14 protein-coding genes are annotated in these 18,297 nt (G+C 73.1%); 5 read left to right on the top strand and 9 right to left on the bottom strand.

The window, feature by feature from the left end:
* Positions 1–769, top strand: a 769-nt coding sequence (locus tag AB0M39_RS25385; RefSeq protein WP_365368153.1) for a hypothetical protein, incomplete at its 5' end; no start/stop codon positions are given.
* Between the two features lie 73 nt (positions 770–842).
* Here AB0M39_RS25385 and AB0M39_RS25380 read toward each other — a convergent pair.
* From AB0M39_RS25380 to AB0M39_RS25365, 4 genes are read right to left on the bottom strand one after another with little or no spacing between them, the layout of a single operon-like run.
* The gene (locus AB0M39_RS25380; RefSeq protein WP_365368151.1) at positions 843–1,268 is read right to left on the bottom strand and encodes a hypothetical protein; all 426 of its coding nucleotides are present in this window, start codon (positions 1,266–1,268) and stop codon (positions 843–845) included.
* On the bottom strand, positions 1,265–5,878 hold the full coding sequence (locus tag AB0M39_RS25375) for a DUF6531 domain-containing protein (protein ID WP_365368149.1): 4,614 nt from the start codon (positions 5,876–5,878) through the stop codon (positions 1,265–1,267). Before AB0M39_RS25375 ends, AB0M39_RS25380 begins: the two co-directional genes overlap by 4 nt.
* The gene (locus AB0M39_RS25370; protein ID WP_365368147.1) at positions 5,875–6,420 is read right to left on the bottom strand and encodes a hypothetical protein; all 546 of its coding nucleotides are present in this window, start codon (positions 6,418–6,420) and stop codon (positions 5,875–5,877) included. The genes AB0M39_RS25375 and AB0M39_RS25370 overlap by 4 nt, the downstream gene beginning before the upstream one ends.
* The gene (locus AB0M39_RS25365; protein ID WP_365368145.1) at positions 6,407–6,715 is read right to left on the bottom strand and encodes an SseB family protein; all 309 of its coding nucleotides are present in this window, start codon (positions 6,713–6,715) and stop codon (positions 6,407–6,409) included. Before AB0M39_RS25365 ends, AB0M39_RS25370 begins: the two co-directional genes overlap by 14 nt.
* A 1,183-nt stretch (positions 6,716–7,898) precedes the next feature.
* Between AB0M39_RS25365 and AB0M39_RS25360 the strand changes: the two genes are divergently transcribed.
* Positions 7,899–8,534: a haloacid dehalogenase-like hydrolase gene (locus AB0M39_RS25360; protein ID WP_365368143.1), complete on the top strand. Its 636-nt coding sequence runs from the start codon at positions 7,899–7,901 to the stop codon at positions 8,532–8,534.
* Between the two features lie 48 nt (positions 8,535–8,582).
* Here AB0M39_RS25360 and AB0M39_RS25355 read toward each other — a convergent pair whose 3' ends face one another.
* On the bottom strand, positions 8,583–8,819 hold the full coding sequence (locus tag AB0M39_RS25355) for a hypothetical protein (protein WP_365368141.1): 237 nt from the start codon (positions 8,817–8,819) through the stop codon (positions 8,583–8,585).
* Between the two features lie 183 nt (positions 8,820–9,002).
* Here AB0M39_RS25355 and AB0M39_RS25350 point away from each other — a divergent pair, with 183 nt between their 5' ends.
* Positions 9,003–9,386 carry a cold-shock protein gene (locus AB0M39_RS25350; protein WP_189550285.1) on the top strand — a complete coding sequence of 128 codons (384 nt, stop codon included), beginning with the start codon at positions 9,003–9,005 and terminating at the stop codon, positions 9,384–9,386.
* Between the two features lie 64 nt (positions 9,387–9,450).
* Here the strand turns inward: AB0M39_RS25350 and AB0M39_RS25345 are convergent, their stop codons facing one another.
* The 4 genes from AB0M39_RS25345 to AB0M39_RS25330 form a co-directional block, all read right to left on the bottom strand.
* Positions 9,451–10,290 (bottom strand): 1,4-dihydroxy-6-naphthoate synthase, encoded by an 840-nt coding sequence (locus AB0M39_RS25345; RefSeq protein WP_365368139.1) that lies wholly within the window; start codon positions 10,288–10,290, stop codon positions 9,451–9,453.
* Positions 10,287–10,946 carry a futalosine hydrolase gene (locus tag AB0M39_RS25340; RefSeq protein WP_365368137.1) on the bottom strand — a complete coding sequence of 220 codons (660 nt, stop codon included), beginning with the start codon at positions 10,944–10,946 and terminating at the stop codon, positions 10,287–10,289. The genes AB0M39_RS25345 and AB0M39_RS25340 overlap by 4 nt, the downstream gene beginning before the upstream one ends.
* A gap of 26 nt (positions 10,947–10,972) precedes the next feature.
* Positions 10,973–11,452: a DUF2771 domain-containing protein gene (locus tag AB0M39_RS25335; RefSeq protein ID WP_365368135.1), complete on the bottom strand. Its 480-nt coding sequence runs from the start codon at positions 11,450–11,452 to the stop codon at positions 10,973–10,975.
* Between the two features lie 225 nt (positions 11,453–11,677).
* Entirely contained in the window at positions 11,678–13,027 is a 1,350-nt protein-coding gene (locus AB0M39_RS25330; protein WP_365368133.1) for an MFS transporter, read from the bottom strand.
* 325 nt (positions 13,028–13,352) lie between these two features.
* Between AB0M39_RS25330 and AB0M39_RS25325 the strand changes: the two genes are divergently transcribed.
* Positions 13,353–14,288, top strand: a complete 936-nt coding sequence (locus tag AB0M39_RS25325; protein ID WP_365368131.1) for a DUF3027 domain-containing protein — start codon at positions 13,353–13,355, stop codon at positions 14,286–14,288.
* 574 nt (positions 14,289–14,862) lie between these two features.
* Positions 14,863–18,093 (top strand): molecular chaperone Hsp90, encoded by a 3,231-nt coding sequence (locus tag AB0M39_RS25320; RefSeq protein WP_365368129.1) that lies wholly within the window; start codon positions 14,863–14,865, stop codon positions 18,091–18,093.
* Positions 18,094–18,297 lie beyond the last annotated feature (204 nt).

Below are 18,297 nucleotides of genomic sequence, written 5' to 3'. Positions count from 1 at the left end.
CCGGGTTCCGCGCCCCCGCAAGTCCGCGGCGCCGCGGCCGCCGACGGCCGCGCAGGGCGCGTCGCCGCCGCATCTGGCCGGGACGGACGAGCTGGGGGACTCCGGCGACGAGCCGGACTGGTGGCGGATCGAGCCCGGGCCGCTCGAACAGGCGCAGTTCGGGCCGGGCGAGTCGGTGGGCGGGTTCCGGGGCGGGGTGGAGATCCCGGAGATACTGAAGCCGCCCGCGAAGAGGAGGCGCGAGAGCCTCAAGGACGCGGACGACGACGGGGACGACGAGGCGTACGACGAGGAGTACGAGGGCGCCGGCGACGGGACGTACGAAGGCGCTTACGACGAGTCCGCCGACGACGGCAGCGAGTCCGAGTCCCGCACGGGCGCCCGCCGTTGGCTCTCCCGGCTGCGCCGCCGCGGCGCCCAGCCGACGGAACGGACCGGCCCGGCCAACCCGTTGCTGCTGCTCGCCGCGGTCCTGCTGGTCGCGGGCGCGCTGTTCGGCTACTGGCTGGCGCTGGCGTTCGGCTGGCTGCTGGCCTACGGCTCGCGCAGGCTCTCGCGCGCCGAGGCGAAGTGGGCGGTGGCCGTCCTGCCCGGGGCGGCCGCGGCGGGCGGGGTGGTCTGGCTCTGGGGCCGCGTCAACGGCCGCTGGGGCGAGCCGATCGCCGAGGACGGCATGCGCGAAGCGCTGACGGGGACGTGGCCATGGGTGGTGCGCACGGCGGCGATCGCCTCCGCGCTCTTCCTGGTGTGGCGCGCCCGCAGGCGCTGAGGTCGTACGCGACGGCTGCGGCGGCCCAGCCCAGGCGCGGTCCAGCCCAGGCGTCGCGTACGACCTCGGCGTCTCAGGAGACGGGAGTCCGTGGATCGTCGATGTCGACGGTGATCGTGATATCCGCGGTCGAGTAAAACGTGGCGACGTTTCCGGACAGCTCGATCCGATTGAGTGGATTGGACTCCGTGAAGAAGATCGCCCAGATCAGCGCACGATCAGCGGTCAGACGTGCGGCGAATCCGTCTGACCCGTACGAGCCCTCGCCGCCCCATAGGAGCCCCTTCTCTCCCAGGTCCACCACGGCCCGCCCGTCGACCGAGGACGTCCATGACGGATCGTCTTTCAGCATCTCGTCCAGGTCGAAGGCGTCGAGCACCCTGAAACCGCCCGGCGCGTCGGAGTCGAGCTCGACGTCGAAGGAGCGCCCGTCGGCGAAGTGGAGTGAATCTCTGCTGGGAAGATCGTAGTCTTCCCAGAGGCGTTCGATCGCGGTCATTTGTTCTTGCACTTCCCGTTGCGCACGTGCTCCGGCCTCTCCTGAAGCCCCGTCGGGGGGACTGGCTCGCCTAGTTCGTTTCTGTTCCGCCCGGAATTCATGCGCCTTCTGAACTGCTCCGCCCATGTCCGTCCGGTCGTCGAATCAGGGTGGACCGCGTTCGGATCGACTCGCTCGATGATGACCGGCCTTCCCACCTCGCGCGCAGCGTCAAGCCTTCGGTTGTCGTACGACACCAGTTGGCCGTCTACCTCCATGACCTTCAACGCTGTTCCGGGTCGTGTCCAGTCCCACTCCCCGGAGCGCATCTTCTCCACGTAGTCGTTCGGGGAGACGGTGCGCTGGGAGAAGTTGAGATCCTCTGGATTGGCCCATTCCGGCTCCCCGGCGAGTCCTAGGTGGTCAGTCCAGGTGTGGGGGTTGCGAACATACGTCAGCGCGTTGGGCGCCGGCACCAGCCCGAGCGGGTCCGGTGTGGTGTAGCGGGCGGTCTCCGGGTCGTAGTGCCGGAAGTAGTTGTAGTTGAGGCCGGTCTCCGGGTCCGCGTACTGGCCGGGGAAGCGGAGCGGGCAGTCCACCTCGCCCTCCGAGGCGGGCAGGGGGGTGCCCCAGAGGGTGGTGCGGGACTGCCAGGCGAGGTCGCCGTCGGAGGCGACCAGCTCGATCGGCGTGCCGACCAGGTCCGTGACGATCGCGTGGAAGCGGGCGTCGTACTCGGACTGGGGGGTGGCGTCGTCGAGGGCGAGGATCGAGTGGCCCGTCCCGAGTCCGGTCTCGGGTCCGGGCTGGAGCGTCTGGCGGGTGGACTGGGACACCGGGCGGTGGGTGCCCGGCGCGTAGTCCCATGTCGTCGCCGTGCCGTCCGAGGCGTACTGCTCGGCCAGGCAGGTGCCGTCCCAGGTGAAGGCGAGGGGCGTGCCGTCCGGACCGGTCTTGGATATGCGGCGGCCCAGCGGGTCGTAGGCGTACGTCCACTCCCCGCCGTCCGGAGTCGTGGCCTTGGTGAGGCGGTTCTCCGCGCTCCAGGTGTAGGTCCAGGTGCGGGTCTGGCCGTTGAGGAGCTTGCGGGTCTTGCGGATCAGACGGCCGGCGGCGTCGTGCTCGTAGGAGGTGCGGCCCGCCCGGCGCAGGACCGCGCCCTCGTAGCTCCGCTCTCCGGCCGTGGGGTGGTGCGGCGCGTCGGCGTGGGTCTGGTTGCCCGTCGAGTCGTAGGCGTACTTCTCGCTCCAGCCGTGTGCCTGGACGTCCGTCACCCGGCCCACGGGGTCCAGTGCGAACCGCCGCGTTCCGGTGGTGAGCTCGCGTATCTCGGTGAGGTAGCCGTCGGGGCGGTAGGCGTAGGTGCGGTGCTGGAGGATCCGGTCCGCCGCCGACTCATGGCGGGTGGCGAGGGTCTGGGCGGTGAGGCGGTCGCCCTCGTCCCAGGTCTGCGTGAGGGTGGTGTCGTCGCCGATGCGGCGCTCGGTCTCGCGGCCGATCGTGTCGTAGGCGAAGGAGATGCTCCCGTCGCCGCTGCTCAGCGCGGTGGGGCGGCCCGCGGGGTCGTGGGTCCACCGGGAGCGCAGGCCGGAGGGGGTGACGCGCTGGGTCAGTCGGCCCATGACGTCGTACGCGTAGGCGCTGACGCGGCCGTTGACCGTCTCCGAGAGGACGCGGCCGGCCGCGTCGTGCTGCCGGGTCAGCTCGGTGTCCGCGTTCGCCGCGTGGAGCAGGGCGCCGCGTGCGTCGTACGCGTACGTCGTGACCTCGCCGGTGGTCTCGTCGTGCTGGGCGACCATGCGCCCGATCGCGTCGAGGGTGAAGCGCAGCGTCTCGCCCAGCGCGTTCGTCTGGGCGGTGAGGCGGCCTGCCGCGTCGCGTTCGTAGGTGCGGGTGGCGCCGTTGAAGTCGGTCTCCGCGACCAGACGGCCTGCCGCGTCGTAGTCGTAGCGCCACTGCCTGCCCTGGGGGTTGGTGACCCCGATCAGGCGCAGCTCGGTGTCGTAGGCGAAGGCGTAGTGCGCGCCGTCGGGATCGGTCCTGGTGGCGGGCTGGTCGAAGTAGGTGTAGGTGTACGCGGTCGTGTTCCCGGCTTCGTCGGTGTGGCGGACGAGGTTGCCCTCGGTGTCCCACTGCCACACCTCGCGGGCGCCGTCCGGCCCCTCGCGCCAGGCGGGCATGCCCTCGATCGTCCAGCCGTGACGCGTGGTCCGGCCCAGGGCGTCGGTGACGGCGGTGACCTGGCCGTGCGGGCCCCGGCGCATGCGCGTGGTGCGGCCCAGCGGGTCGGTCGTCTCGATCGGGAGGCCCGCCGCGTCCGTGGTGAACCGGGTGGTGTGGCCCAGCGGGTCCGTGACGGAGGTGAGGTGGCCCGAACTGTTGTAGCCGTAGTGCGTGGTGGCGCCGCTGGGGTCGGTGGTGGAGGTGTGGGCGCCGCGGTCGTCATAGGTGTGGCGCCACACCGCGCCGCCCGCCTCCCGGGTCTCCAGCGGCAGGCTGCGGTCGTCGTAGACGGTCTCGGCCACGGTGCCGTCGGGCCGCTCGACGGCGGTCAGCCGGCCCTGGTCGTCGTAGCGGTAGCGGGTGGTGCGGCCCAGGGGGTCGGTGACGGCGACGGGGTGCCGGTTGGTCTCGTCCCACTCCGTGCGGGTGGTGTTCCCCAGCGGATCGACGGTCGCGACGATCTTGTACGCCTCGTTGCGCACGTAGGCGGTGGTGTTGCCCTGCGAGTCGGTGTAGCGGGTGGTGCGGGAGGCCGTGTCGTAGTGCATCCGGCCCGACAGGATGCCGTCCGGGCCGATGCCGCGCAGGACGCGGCCCCGGTGGTCGTAGACATAGCCGTACGTCGTGCCGTTGCGGTCCGTCCACGACGTCACGCGGTGTTCGTCGTCGTAGCGGTAGCGCAGCGGCTTGCCGGTCGAGTTGACGACCTCGGCGAGGTTGCCTTCGGCGTCGTACGCGAAGGAGGTGAGGGTGGTGCTGTGCTCGCGCTGTTCGCCGTGCCGTTCGCCGCTCAGCTCGCCAGGCTGGTCTCCGCTCTGGCCGCCGCTCTGGCCGCCGCGCCGTTCGCCGTGCAGGAGACGCAGGGCTGTGATCCGCAGCAGCTCGGGGTCGGTGTCGACGGCGATGCGGTAGCCGCCGGAGTGGGTGATCTCCTTCGGCGCGCCCTGGGCGTCGTAGGCGATGTCGATGCGGTCGCCGTCGCCGTTGCGGTCGGTGATCGCGGTCAGGGCCAGCTCGCGGCCGCCCACGGGCAGCGGGGCGAAGTGGAGGGTGCGGTTCCGCTCCGGTACGAGGATGCGGAAGGCGCCGTCGGGCTGACCGTCCCAGTACAGCGGCCAACGGGGGCCGGAGGTGGGCATCGTCGCCGCATCGGGCGTCGGCACCGGATACGTCAGCAGCATGCCGCCGTCCGTGACGTAGACGACGCCCTTCCCGTCGATCTCCAGGCGCTGGTCCAGCGTGCCCGCCCAGGTGGGGCCGAACCAGCCCCCGCACGGGTGCCCGGACACGTAGTGCCGCTCCAGGACGACCGGCAGGGCGCCGGGCAGGGTGACGTCGGTGGCGGACATGATCATCTCGCCGGTCGCCACGTCGATCGGCTCGCCGGCCGTGGGACGCTCCTCGTTGGGCGTCGTGTTCATGTCCGGTTCGCTGTCCGTGCGGTCGCGGGCGCTGCCGTCCCTGCGCAGCCCCTGCTCCCGGTTGGTCAGGCGCTTCGCGGCGTCCACGGCCGCCGAGCCGCCGCGCCGCATCGCGCCGGCGCCGCCGCTGGCGAGAGCGAGGAGGAGCTCGGGGGTGAGCATGCCCGCCGCGCGGGCGGGGTTGCGCTGCCATTCGTCCCAGTTGACGACGGCCTTGGCGAACTCCTGGGGGTGGTGGGCGGCGTAGGAGGCGCCGTCCACCATGCCCGCCAGATGCAGGCCGATGCCGTCGGGCCCGTCGCGGACGAGGCCTTCGAAGCTCTCGTTCCAGTCGTACAGGGTGTCGCCCGCTCCGCCGAGGAAGTCGCCGAACCCCTTCTTGAACTTGTCCCACCCCTTGGGGGGCGGGGGCTTGTCGGGGGCTTCCTCGGCCGCCTTGTCGAGCTGGCGCTTGGCCGCGTCGATGACGGTCTGCAGCTCGCTCTCCAGCTTGTCCAGGCGGGCGTAGCAGGCGTTCAGCGCGGCGAGGCCGGGATCGTTCTCCGGCGGGCGCTCCGGCAGCGGATCGTCTTTCCGGTCCAGGGCGGCGTTGTAGTCGGTGACGCGCTTCCAGTAGCTCTTGGAGGTCGCCCGCGCCTCGTCGGCGTCGTCGATGATCGGCCGGACGCGGGTGTGGACCGAGCGCAGCTTGTAGGCGTAGGAGTCCAGGGCCTTGCCGGCGGACTCGAAGTACTTCTGCGCGGACTCCAGGTCCCGGGGGAGCTTCTTGGTCGCGTCCTGGAACCCCTCCGCGCCGGCCCCGGTCCAGTTCATCAGGGACAGGTCGGACAGCTTGTCCATCCCGTCCTTGAACGCGCCCGCGTAGGCGAGGAGTTTGAGGGCGAGGCCGTCGACGTGCTCCGCGTTGCCGTAGATGACGTCGCTGGGCTTGGCCTGGGGCGGTATGCGCTCGGCCCCGCCGCTGTTCATCGCATCGCGGCTCGTCATGCGATCGTTCCCTTCGACCCGCCGTCGACCTCCCAGACGCCGTCATGGCGCAGGCGGGGGTTTCTGGGCACGTCCTGGTAGGTTCCGGAGTCGCCGTCGTCCAGCCACGGCTCCTGATAGATCTCGGGCGGCGGATCGAACTTCGGCCGGGACCCCTCCTGCCACGCCTTCAGACCGCGCTCGCCGAACGGCAGCTTGGCCATGTTGGCCGCGGTCGGCGAGAAGTCCTTGATGCGCAGCAGATCGGCCAGTACGTAGGCGGCGAGGACCTGCCGGAGCGTCGCCACCACCGTGTCCGTGTACTCGGCCACCTGCCCCATGCCGAAGCCCCACGACGAGAGCATCTTGTCGGTCGCGTCGTAGACGTCGAAGTCGGCCGAGTTCGCGATCTGCGAGGACATTCCCTTCCAGTCGCGCTTGATGTCGCGCGCGGCCACCATGGACTCCTCCAGCGGCGTCAGTACGGCGCGCACCGAGGCGATCTCGATCTTGTAGCCGTCGCCCGGCCCCCAGCTCGCATCCGCCTTGTCAGGCTCCGCCATCGCGCTCCCCCTGCGTGTCCGTGGTCTCGAGTGCTTCCGCGTTCAGCACGAACGCCCGCGGCCCCAGCGGATCCACCAGCGCGCGCACCCCCTCGGGCAGTAGCTCCACGAGGTCCTCGACGGTCGTGGAAGCCCATGCACAGGGCCCGGCGAACAGTCCGAGTGCTTCCCAGGAGGTGAAGACCGGGACGACCGGCCCTTCCTCCGTCTCGCAGACGAAGAAGCCGGGCTCGTCGGGGCGTTGGAAGTACAGACGCGCAGAACGCAGCGCCGCCAACCGCTCCGAACGAGACATCGACGCGACTGTTTCGTCGTGGACGAGATCACGCAACGACACCGCTTCCCCCTAGTCCGCTCACGCCGTCACTGAATGGACATCCCATCGGGAATGATCGCACAGATGTGCCATCTTCCTTGGTTTTACTGGGGGTTGGCGGGTGGGGCCGGGCGCCCCGCCAGCCGACGGTAGGCGCTCCGCCGATACGACGGCGGGGCCGGGTGGAGCAGCCAGTACGCGCCAATCGACGGGCGGAAGGTTTGGCGGGGGAGGGGGCGGTGTGTGGGGTGCGGGGGTGTGGTCTTCGGCCTCCGGGACGGACTTAGGCCCCTGGGGCGCGGGTCTTTGGCCCCCGGACGCGGCCTTCGGTCTCCGGGGCGCGGGCGTTGGGCTCCCGAGGCGCGGCTCTCGGTCTCCAGCGCCCGGGACTTGGGCCTTTGGGGCCGACCTTGGGCCCCCTGGGCCCGGTGCTCGGTTCCCAGAACCGGGGCCTTTGGCCCTCAGGGCCCGGCCTCGGGGCCGGGCCGTCGGCTCCGGTTCGGCTCTCCCCCGGGCCAGCTCTCGGTCTCCGGCTCCGGGTCCCTGGGCCACCCTCGGGTCTGGGTCTTGGGCCCCCAGGCGCGGTCTTCGGCTCCCGGAGGGCGGCGCTCGGTCTCCGGGGTGCGGTCTGCGGCCGCAGGGGCGCGGCTCTCGGTTTCCGGGCCCGGCCTTGGGCTCCTGGGGGCGGCCTTCGGCTCCCAGAGCTCAAGGCTTCGGTCTCCGGGTCCGGGCCTTGGGCTCCTGGGTCCGGGTCTTCGGTCTCCGGGGCGCGGCTCTCGGTCTCCAGGGTCTGGGCCTTCCGCGCCCGGGCGCGGCCTTCGGCCCTCGGGCACGGGCCATGGACCCCCTGGGCCCGGTGCTTGGTTCCCAGAACCGGCCTTTGGCCCGCAGGGCGGCTCCGGTTCGGCTCTCCCCCGGGCCAGCTCTCGGTCTCCGGCTCCGGACCCTGGGCCACCCCCGGGCCCGGGTCTTCGGCTCCCGGAGGGCGGCGCTTGGTCTCCGGGGTGCGGCCTGCGGCCGCAGGGGCCCGGCCCTCGTCCCCGAGGCCCGGGCCCTCGGCCCTCAGAGCCCGACCCTCGCCCCCCCCGGGCGCGGCCCTCCGCCCCCCCCGCCCTGGAACCCGGCCCTCCGCCCCCCGCGCCGGCCCCGGCACAATGGGCCCATGGCATCCCACCCGGCTTCGCGCACCCTGACCGTCGGATTCGACCTCGACATGACGCTGATCGACTCGCGCCCCGGCATCCACGCCGCCTACCGGGCCCTCACCGCGCAGACCGGGGTGTGGATCGACGCCGACCTCGCCGTCACCCGGCTCGGCCCGCCGCTGGAGCAGGAGCTGGCGCTGTGGTTCCCCGCCGAGCAGGTCCAGGAGATGGGCGATCTGTACCGCTCGCTCTACCCCGCGTACGCCGTCGCCCCGACCCCCGCCCTCCCCGGCGCCCGTGAGGCCGTCACCGCCGTGCAGGCCGTCGGCGGGCGCGCGATCGTCGTCACCGCCAAGCACGAGCCGAACGCCAAGCTCCACCTCGCCCACCTCGGCATAGAGCCGGACGAGGTCATCGGCTGGCTCTGGGCTGAGGCCAAGGCGGAGGCGCTGCGCGAGCACGGCGCGAGCGTGTACGTCGGCGACCACACCGGCGACGTGCGCGGCGCGCGCGCCGCCGAGGCGCTCTCCGTCGCCGTGCCCACCGGGCCGTGCGACGCGGACGAGCTGCGGGCGGCCGGCGCGGACGTGATCCTGGACGATCTGACCGCGTTCCCCGAGTGGCTGCGCGACTACACCGCCGCCTCGGCCTGACATCTCCGCGTCGCTATAGCGCTACGCCGCCGCTACAGCGCTATAGCGCTACACCGCCGACTTCGCCTGACGTCGCTGCGCCGCGATCGACCGCAGCACCCCCGCCGCGGCGATCACGAAGCCGACTCCCATCAGCATGCACACCGCGTAGGCGAGCGGCGGGAACGGCTCGGTGCCGAGGAACAGCGGGGCCACCGTGACCAGTGTGGCGACCGCGCCGACGATGAAGACGATCGCGCCGACGCGCACCAGGCCGTCGCCGGGGGCGGGAGGAGTAGCAGTCATCCGGCCAGGGTAGTTCCCTGCGCGGAGGAACCGTTCGGCGACGTCTTGTCACCAGCCCCTAGACCATTAGCCTTGGGGATGGCGGGTCGACGAAGACCCGCTGTAGTGCTATCCAGAGCCGTTTTTTCGGCGCCCAAGTTCCGGTGCCCCAGCGCCCCAACGAGTACGAGGACGAGGACAGACGTGCCTACCGGCAAGGTCAAGTGGTTCAACAGCGAGAAGGGCTTCGGCTTTCTCTCCCGCGACGACGGCGGCGACGTCTTCGTTCACTCGTCGGTGCTCCCCGCAGGAGTCGAGGCGCTCAAGCCGGGCCAGCGCGTGGAGTTCGGCGTGGTGGCGGGCCAGCGCGGTGACCAGGCCCTTTCAGTGACGGTTCTCGACCCGACCCCGTCCGTGGCGGCGGCCCAGCGGCGCAAGCCGGACGAGCTGGCGTCCATCGTGCAGGATCTGACGACCCTGCTGGAGAACATCACGCCGATGCTGGAGCGCGGCCGTTACCCCGACAAGGTGCACGGCAAGAAGATCGCGGGTCTGCTGCGCGCGGTGGCCGACCAGCTGGACGTCTAGTCCGAAATAGACCGGTACGGCCCGATATGACCCAGCGTAAATCGGCACGAACCGGTCGCTTCGCCTAGACGAAATTGAGCGCATCGCGGCCGAGGGGCGGTACGAGCCCCTCGGCCGCGGCGCGTGTCAGCAGCCCCCGCACCGCCGCGTATCCGGCGTCGCCGAGGTCGGCCGTGAACTCGTTGACGTACAGCCCGATGTGCTGGTCGGCCACGGCCGGGTCCATCTCCTGGGCGTGCTCGAGCACATAGGGACGGGAAGCCTGCGGATCGTCCCAGGCCATCCGGACCGACGTACGAATACTTTCGGCCAACCGTCGCAGCCGGTCCGCCCCGAGCGACCGCTTGGCGATGATCGCGCCGAGCGGGATGGGGAGACCGGTCGTGTCCTCCCAGTGCTCGCCCATGTCGGCGAGACAGTGCAGCCCGTAGCTCTGGTACGTGAACCGGGCCTCGTGGATGACCAGTCCGGCGTCGACCTTGCCGTCGCGCACGGCCGGCATGATCTCGTGGAACGGCATCACCACGATCTCGCCGACCTCCGAGGGGACGGCGGCCGCGGCCCACAGCCGGAAGAGCAGATACGCCGTCGAGCGCTCGCTCGGCACGGCGACGGTCTTCCCTGCGAGGTCGACGCCCGGCTCGCGGGTCAGCACGAGCGGCCCGCAGCCGCGGCCGAGCGCGCCGCCGCAGGGCAGCAGCGTGTACTCGTCGAGGACCCAGGGCAGCACGGCGTACGACACCTTCAGGATGTCGAGCTCGCCGCGCTCCGCCATGCCGTTGGTGACGTCGATGTCGGCGAAGGTGACGTGGACGGGAGGCGCGCCGGGGACCCGTCCATGCGCCCACGCCTCGAAGACGAAGGTGTCGTTCGGGCAGGGCGAGTACGCGATCTGCAAGGTCACGGCGTCTCCTCGAAGACGGGGGCGAGCAGCTGGAAGGCGTGCCGCAGGGCGCCGAGCGCCTCCCCGACGCGCCAGGCGGCGCGGTCGCGCGGGCCGACGGCGTTGGAGACCGCGCGGATCTCGAGAACGGGCACGCTGTGGGCGGCGGCGGCCTCGGCGACGCCGAAGCCCTCCATCGCCTCGGCGGCGGCACGGGGATGACGTCGGGCGAGCTCGGCGGCGCGGGCGGCGGTGCCGGTGACGGTGGAGACGGTCAGAACGGGCGCGTACACGGCGTCCAGCGTCTTGGCGACGCGCGCGGAGAGCGCGGCCGGCGGGTGGTGCACGGAGCGGCCGAAGCCGAGCTCTTCGACGGCGAGATACCCGTCGGAGGTCTCGGCGCCGAGGTCGGCGGCGACGATGGACTCGGCGACGACGAGGGCGCCGAGGGGGGCGTGGGGCTGGAAGCCGCCGCCGATGCCGGCGGAGACGACGAGGTCGTACGGCGCGGTGGCGAGCGCGGCGGTCAGGGCGGCGGCGGTGCGGGCAGCGGCGGCGGCCGGGCCGACGCCGGCGGCGAGCACCTGCGTGTCCACGGCCGCGCTCGCGCCGTCGGCGAGCCCCGCGGCGGCGGAGTCGGACTCCGCCGCCACCGCCGTCACGACCAGTACGCGCACAGCACGGCCCTCCGGGTCCTGGAAGGTCAGGACTCCTTCTCGAACTGGAAGTGCCAGATGCCGATGACCTTCTTGCCGTCGGTCTCCATGATGGACACGGCGGTCTTGTTGGTCGGCTCGCCGGTCGCGGAGGAGAAGAAGGCGTTGCCGGGGACGGTCCGGTAGGTCTTGTGGTACGGCTCCTGCTCGACGGGCTGTCCGCCGAAGAGGAGCGTCCAGCCGTTCTCGGCGATCTCCGGGTCGACGCCCATGCGGACCTTGTCGTCCATGGCGACCTTGATGGTCTTGGCGGGCTTCTCGGTCAGGCAGCCCTGGAGCAGCGACTCCTTGATCGGCTCGCCGTCGTTGTAGCAGGCCGCCTCGGTGGTCACGGTGTCGGTCCCGACGGTCACGGTCGCGAGCGGCGTCGGCTTGTCACAGGCGGAGAGAACCAGGAGCCCGGAACAGACGGCACCCAGAGCGGCAGCGGCCCGGCGGCGCTTGCCCGAGAAGAACGCAACGGTCATGGCCCGAAGGCTATCGGTCCCGTACGGCCACGCCACGCGGGGGTACGGCGTGGCAGCGCGCAGCGGCCCCCGGTTAGCCCACCTGCCCCCTCCGAATCGCCTGCTCAGGACGGACCGAGCCGGACCGAGCCTGCCCGGAACGGACCGGGCTTGCTCGCAGCGGACCGAGGCTGCCCGCAGCGGACCGAGGGGGACGGCGGGCGGACGGCAGGGTACGGCGGGGCCCTACGCCACCCTCGACCGGGGGCGGCCGCCCCTGCGGGCCGCTCCCAGGAGCCCGCGGGCCGAGGCCAGCGCGCCCGTGGCGATGATTCCCGCGCCCACCGCCATGCCCAGCGTGCCGTTCAACGGCAGCGCGATCCCGATCGCGCCGCCCGCCACCCACGACATCTGCAGCAGCGTCTCCGACCGCGCGAACGCCGACGTACGCACCTGCTCCGGGACGTCCCGCTGGATCAGCGCGTCCAGCGACAGCTTCGCCAGCGCCTGCGAGAAGCCCGCCGTCGCGCTCAGCACCGCCACCATCCCCGCGCCGAAGAACACCGCCGCCGTGATCGCCGCCCCCAGCACCAGCGCCAGCACCGTCACGATGATCATCTCTGGGCCGCGGGCCTTCAGCCACGCCCCCACCGCCGTGCCCAGCGCGTTGCCCACGCCCGCCGCCACGCCGACGATGCCCAGCGAGACCGCCGCGCTCTGGCCCGCCAGCGGATGCTCCCGCAGCAGGAACGCGAGGAAGAAGATCAGGAAGCCGGACAGCCCGCGGAAGGCCGCGTTCGCCTGGAGGCCGTGCAGCACCGAGGGCCCGACCGTGCGCAGCGACGGCTTCTTCTCGCCGTGCGTCAGCATGTGCGCCTTGGTCTCCCCCTTCGCGGAGTCCACCTTGTGCGGCAATGTGAACGCCCAGTACGTCCCGAGCAGAAACAGCGCGCACGCCCCGTACAGCGGCCACTGCGGCCCGATCTTCTGCAGCCCGATGCCGATGGGCGCGGCGATGCCGGTCGCCAGCAGGCCCGCCAGCGTCACCCGGGAGTTCGCCTTCACCAGGGAGAACCCCGGCGGCAGCAGTCGTGGCACGACGGCGCTGCGCACCACGCCGTACGCCTTCGAGGCCACCAATACGCCCAGCGCCGCCGGATACAGCTGGAGCCCGCCCGTCGCCACCGCGCCGGACATCGTCACTGCCAGCGCCGCGCGCGTCAGCATCGCGCCCGCCATCGCCGCCCTGCGGCCGTGCGGGATCCGGTCCAGCAGCGGGCCGATCACCGGCGCGAGGAGGGTGAACGGCAGCATCGTGATGCCCAGATACAGCGCGACCCGCCCTCGCGCCTCGTCCGTCGGCACGGAGAAGAAGACCGTGGACGCGAGTGCGACCGTGATCATCACGTCGCCCGCGCCGTTGACCGCGTGGAGCTCGATCAGCTTGCCGAGCCCCGACTCGCCCGCCCCGTGCGCGTGGGTCGCTTTTCGGATACCTCGTGCCGTCCCCGTGAAGGGAAGATGCAGGGCGCGGCCCACCGCCCTGCCCGCTCTGCCGAGCGACCCGGTCTCGTCGGACGACCTCGCGGCTGCCACCCCGTCATAGTGCCCCAAGCCCAGGCGAGGCGAACCGTGATGCGGCGTGTTCGCCCCGGTGGACGCGGCGTGTTCGTCTCTTGTTGGGGCAGGCATGTGGGCGGGAAGTCGCAGAGGGGGTAGCGTGCGTAGCGCGCCACCGGCGGTTGTTCTCGGCCGCGCGCCTCTTCGGCATCCCGCAGAATGGATGACGGTAGGTGTGCCCGAGACAGGTTGGTACGGGCGCGTACGTCGATGCGGCCCTCAGGTCCGCTCCGTCCGCGACTCTCGTACCTCGGTATCGGCCGGCGCACCCGTGAGACGGCGTAGGAGAGAAGCGAGACCTGTGAGTGCTGCGACGACGCGAAGCCGTACCCCTGACCGCCTGTGCGCCGAGGCGGTAGACCTCGCCCGGGCGGCGGCCGAGGAGGCCGCGGCCCCGGGGGTGATCGGCGAGCATGTGGGCACGGTCTCTGAGGGCGACCGTGTGGTCACCCACTTCTTCGAGTGCAAAGAGATCGGCTACCGGGGCTGGCGCTGGGCCGTGACCGTCGCGCGGGCCTCCCGCGCGAAACTCGTCACGCTCGACGAAACCGTCCTGCTGCCCGGCCCCGACGCGCTGCTGGCCCCCGAGTGGGTGCCCTGGAGCGAGCGGCTGCGGCCCGGCGACATGGGCCCCGGCGATCTGCTGCCCACCGAGGCGGAGGATCTGCGCCTGGAGCCGGGCTTCACCGGCGAGGACGTGCCCCCGCCGAACTCGGTGGTCGCCGAGCCCTCCCACGATCTGGTCGAACGGGTCGAGGCGGAGGACGCCGAGCTCACCGACCGCAGGACCGCGGACTCCGCGATCGACAACGGCCGCGGCGCCATCGCGTCGGTGGCCGAGGAGCTCGGCATGCGCCGGGCCCGCGTGCTGTCCCGGTACGGCCTGCACGTCGCCGCAGACCGCTGGGAGGAGTCCTTCGGCGCGAAGACCCCGATGGCCCAGGCAGCCCCGGCAGCCTGTGTGACCTGCGGGTTCCTCGTTCCGATGGCGGGCTCGCTGCGGCAGGCGTTCGGCGTGTGCGCCAATGAGTTCTCGCCGGCGGACGGGCGCGTGGTCTCGCTGACGTATGGCTGCGGCGGGCACTCCGAGGCGGCCGTCATGCCGAAGCCGCCGACGCCGGCGCCGCCGGTGCTGGACTCGATGGGCGCGGACGAGTTCCCGCTGCGCCCGCCGCGCGACGGCGGCTCGGTGCCGGAGCCCGCGGACACGGCGTCGGAGGACCTCGGCCACTCGTAGCCGACGGGGGCGCACTCGGCGGCCTGCGGGCTCGGTCGTACGCGGATCGGGCCGGCGGCAGGCTCGGCGGCTCGCCGTTCGGGCCCTGCGCAGGTTCGCCGGCTCGCAGGGCCGCGTGCGGATGGGGCTGCTGGCAGGTTCGGCCGTACGCAGTCTGGGCTGCTCGCAGGTGGGGCCGCGCGGATTCGGCTGCTCGCAAGCTCGGTCGTACGCGGATGGGGCTGCTGGCAGGCTCGGCGGCACGCAGGGCCGCGCGCGGATCGAACCTGCTCGCAGACTGGACCGCGCGCAGGTTCGGCCCCGCGTAGATCGGGCTGCTCGCAGGATCGGCTGCTCGTCAGGGGACCCCGGCCCGCGCCGGAGGTCCCCCGCAGTTCGACGGCAGGTCTGCCCACGAGCTCGCCGAACGCCCTCCGTAAGTCCCCCCGCGCGCCCTCGCCCCTCACCCCCGCCGGGCGGAAGAGATCGGTCCGGCGCGCGGCCCCGGCAGCCCCTCTCAGGAGGTACCTTCGGCGCACAGGCATCGCGGTAGACGCAAGGCATCGCGGTAAACCGGAGAGAGCGGAGTCACAGCGTGAGCGTCAGGACGACCGAGTGGGCCGACCCGTTCGGGACGGCGCGGCTGCGGCGCGGGGTGCTCGACGCGTGGGGGGCCAGTCCGGCCCGCTTCCGTGAGGACGCCAACGCCGAAGAGGACCTCGCCCTCGGCGGGTACCGCGACCGGCTCGTCGTCGAGCTCGCGCAGAACGCCGCCGACGCCGCCGCCCGCGCGGGCGTCTCCGGCAGGCTCCGGCTGACCCTGCGGCCCGGCTCCGGCGACGCGCCCGCCGTGCTCGCCGCCGCGAACACCGGCGCGCCCCTGGACGCGACCGGCGTCGAGTCCCTGAGCACCCTGCGGGCCTCCGCCAAGCGCGAGGGCCACGAGTCCGCCGTCGGCCGCTTCGGCGTCGGCTTCGCGGCGGTCCTCGCGGTGAGCGACGAGCCCGCCGTCGTCGGCCGGCACGGCGGAGTGCGCTGGTCGCTCGCCGAGGCCAGGGAGCTGGCCACGCAGGCCGCCCAGGGCAGCCCCGGCCTCGGCGACGAGCTGCGCCGCCGCGACGGACACGTACCGCTGCTGCGGCTGCCGCTGCCCGCCGAGGGGACGGCGCCGCAGGGGTACGACACCGTGGTCGTGCTGCCCCTGCGCGACGGCGCCGCCGTCGACCTGGTGGAGCGGCTGCTCGCCGGGATCGACGACGCGCTGCTGCTGACGCTGTCCGGGCTGAGCGAGATCGTCGTCGAGACCCCGGACGGCGTACGGGAGTTGAGGCGCTCCGTGCACGGCTCGTACGTGCACGTCGAGGACAGCGCGCAGGGCGACCGGCGCTGGCGGGTCGTCAGCCACGGCGGCGCGATCGAGCCCGCGCTGCTCGCGGACCGTCCCGTCGAGGAGCGGCTGCGGCCGTACTGGACCGTCACCTGGGCGGTCCCCGTGGACGAGGAGGGCGCGCCGGCCCGGCCGCGCACCGCGCCCGTGGTGCACGCGCCGACCCCGACCGACGAACCCCTCGGCGTGCCCGCGCTGTTGATCGCCTCGCTGCCGCTGGACACGACCCGCCGCCACCCGGCCCCCGGGCCGCTCGCCGACTTCCTGGTGGCACGGGCGGCCGACGCGTACGCCGAACTGCTCGGCGACTGGGCGCCGGTGAGCGTCGGCACGATCGACCTGGTGCCGGGACCGCTCGGCAAGGGACAGCTGGACGGCGTGCTGCGGGCGGCGATCCTGGAGCGGCTGCCGCGTACGGCGTTCCTGGAGGCGGCGGCCCCGCGGGACGTCTCCGGCGAGGACACCGGCCTGCCGGACCGCCAGGTCTCGGCGGGGCTGCGCCCCATCGAGGCGGAGGTGCTGGAGGGCGCGGGCGCGGAGACGGTCCAGGTGCTCGCCGAGGTGATGCCGTGCCTGCTGCCCGCGGGCCTGGAGCGGCGGGTGGAGCTGCGCACGCTCGGCGTGGCGCGGGTCCCGCTGACCGAGGCGATCGACCGGCTCGCCGGGCTCGAGCGCGCGCCGGCGTGGTGGCGGCGGCTGTACGACAGCCTGGCGGGGGTCGACCCCGACCGGCTGTCGGGGCTGCCCGTGCCGCTGGCCGGGGACGCGTCCAAGGATCGAGGCGACGAAGGCGACGAAGGCGACGGAGGCGACGGAGGCGGAGGCGGTGGGGCGGTCCGTACGACGATCGGGCCGCGCCAGACCCTGCTGCCGCTGGCCGAGACCCCGCCGCAGCTGGCCCGCCTCGGGCTGAAGGTCGTCCACCCGGACGCGGCGCACCCGCTGCTGGAGAAGCTGGGCGCGCTGCCCGCGACGCCGCGCGCGGTGCTGACGACGCCGCAGGTGCGGGCGGCCGTCGCCGGGTCCATGGACGCCGGCGAGGTCTGGTACGACGGCGTCGGGGACGGCGCCCCGCTGGACGCCGACGAGCTCGCGGAGACCGTCCTCGCGCTGGTGCGGGACGCGGATCTGGAGCCCGGCGACGAGCCGTGGCTGGGCGCGCTGGCCCTGCCCGACGACGAGGGGGAACTCGCTCCTGCGGGTGAACTCGTTCTTCCCGACAGCCCGTTCGCGTCCGTGATGCGCGAGGACGAGCTGGCGCTGTGCGACGCGGAGCTGGCCGAGCGCTGGGGCGAGCAGCCGCTGGCCGCGTGCGGGGTGCTGGCGAACTTCGCTCTCGTACGGGCCACGGACGTCGTCCTGGACCCCGACGAACTCGAGCCCCGCGAAGGCGACTTCGCCGAGCCCGACGACGCGGGCCTGCTGGACGCCGTCGACGTGTGGTGCGAGGACGTGCTGGACCGGCTGCCCGAGACTCCGCTGCCGCCAGTCGCCACCGAGATCACGGCGGTACGGGACCTGGAGCTGGTGGACGACGACTGCTGGCCGCAGGCCCTGGCCCTGCTGGCGCAGCCGCCGCTGCGCGACGCGCTGACCCAGTCCGTGCGCATCCTCCTGCCGGACGGCACGACGGAGACGGTACGGCCGTACACGGCCTGGTGGCTGCGCGACCACCCGGTCCTCGACGGCCGACGGCCGGCGGGGCTGCGGGCGGAGGGCGGCGACCCGCTGCTGGAGGGGCTGTACGAGTCCGCCGACACGACGGGCTTCGAGGACTCCGAGGTGCTGCGGGCGCTCGGCGTACGCACGTCGGTCGCCGCGCTGCTGGACGAGCCGGGCGGGGCGGCGGAGCTGCTGGGGCGCCTCGCGGACCCCGAGCGCACGGTTCGCTCGGCGCAACTGCACGCGCTGTACACCGCGTTGGCGGACCTCGACCCGGAGCAGGTCACGCTCCCGGACGAGCTGCGGGCCGTCGTGAACGGCGAGGTGGTCGTGGTGGACGCGACCGAGGCGGTCGTCGCCGACGCACCCGACCTGCTGCCGCTCACCGCCGACCTGCCCCTGCTCCCGGTCTCCCCGTCGCGGGCGGCCGAGCTGGCGGAGCTGCTCCAGACCCGCCGCCTGAGCGAGGCGGTCACGGCGGAGGTGACGACGGACGGCGAGGAGCACGAGGTCCCGGAGTCGGTACGCATCCTGCTGGGCCCGACGACCCCTTCGACGTACGTCGAGCACGAGGAGCTGATCGCCTCGGGCGTGGAGCTCGACTGGCACCGCACTCCGGACGGCGTGCTCCACGCGTCGACGCTGGAGGGCGTGGCGGCGGGCCTCGCCTGGGCGACGGCGCAGTGGCCGCGGCGCTTCGAGGTGGCGGCGCTCCTGGAGGACCCGTCCCGCACGGACGAACTGGCCCGCGACCGCTGGTTCGACGCGGGGAGCTAGGGCGGGGGGCGGTTGGTCGGTGCGGGTTGCCCGTGCCTCGGGCGGGGTTGCTTGTGCCGTGGCCGCGCTCGAAGGTGCGGGCCGCCCGTGCCTCGGGCCGGTTCTTGTGCCGTGCCCGCGTTCGTCGGTGCGGGTCGCCCGTGCCTCGGGCCGGTGCTTGTCCCACCCGCCCGCCCGTTTGCCGTTGCCTGTCGGGTGCGGGCA

The sequence above is a fragment of the Streptomyces sp. NPDC051907 genome, from assembly GCF_040681075.1.
Classification (GTDB): domain Bacteria; phylum Actinomycetota; class Actinomycetes; order Streptomycetales; family Streptomycetaceae; genus Streptomyces.
Note: the sequence above shows the minus strand (reverse complement) of the source record. Positions and strands in the feature narration are given on the sequence as shown.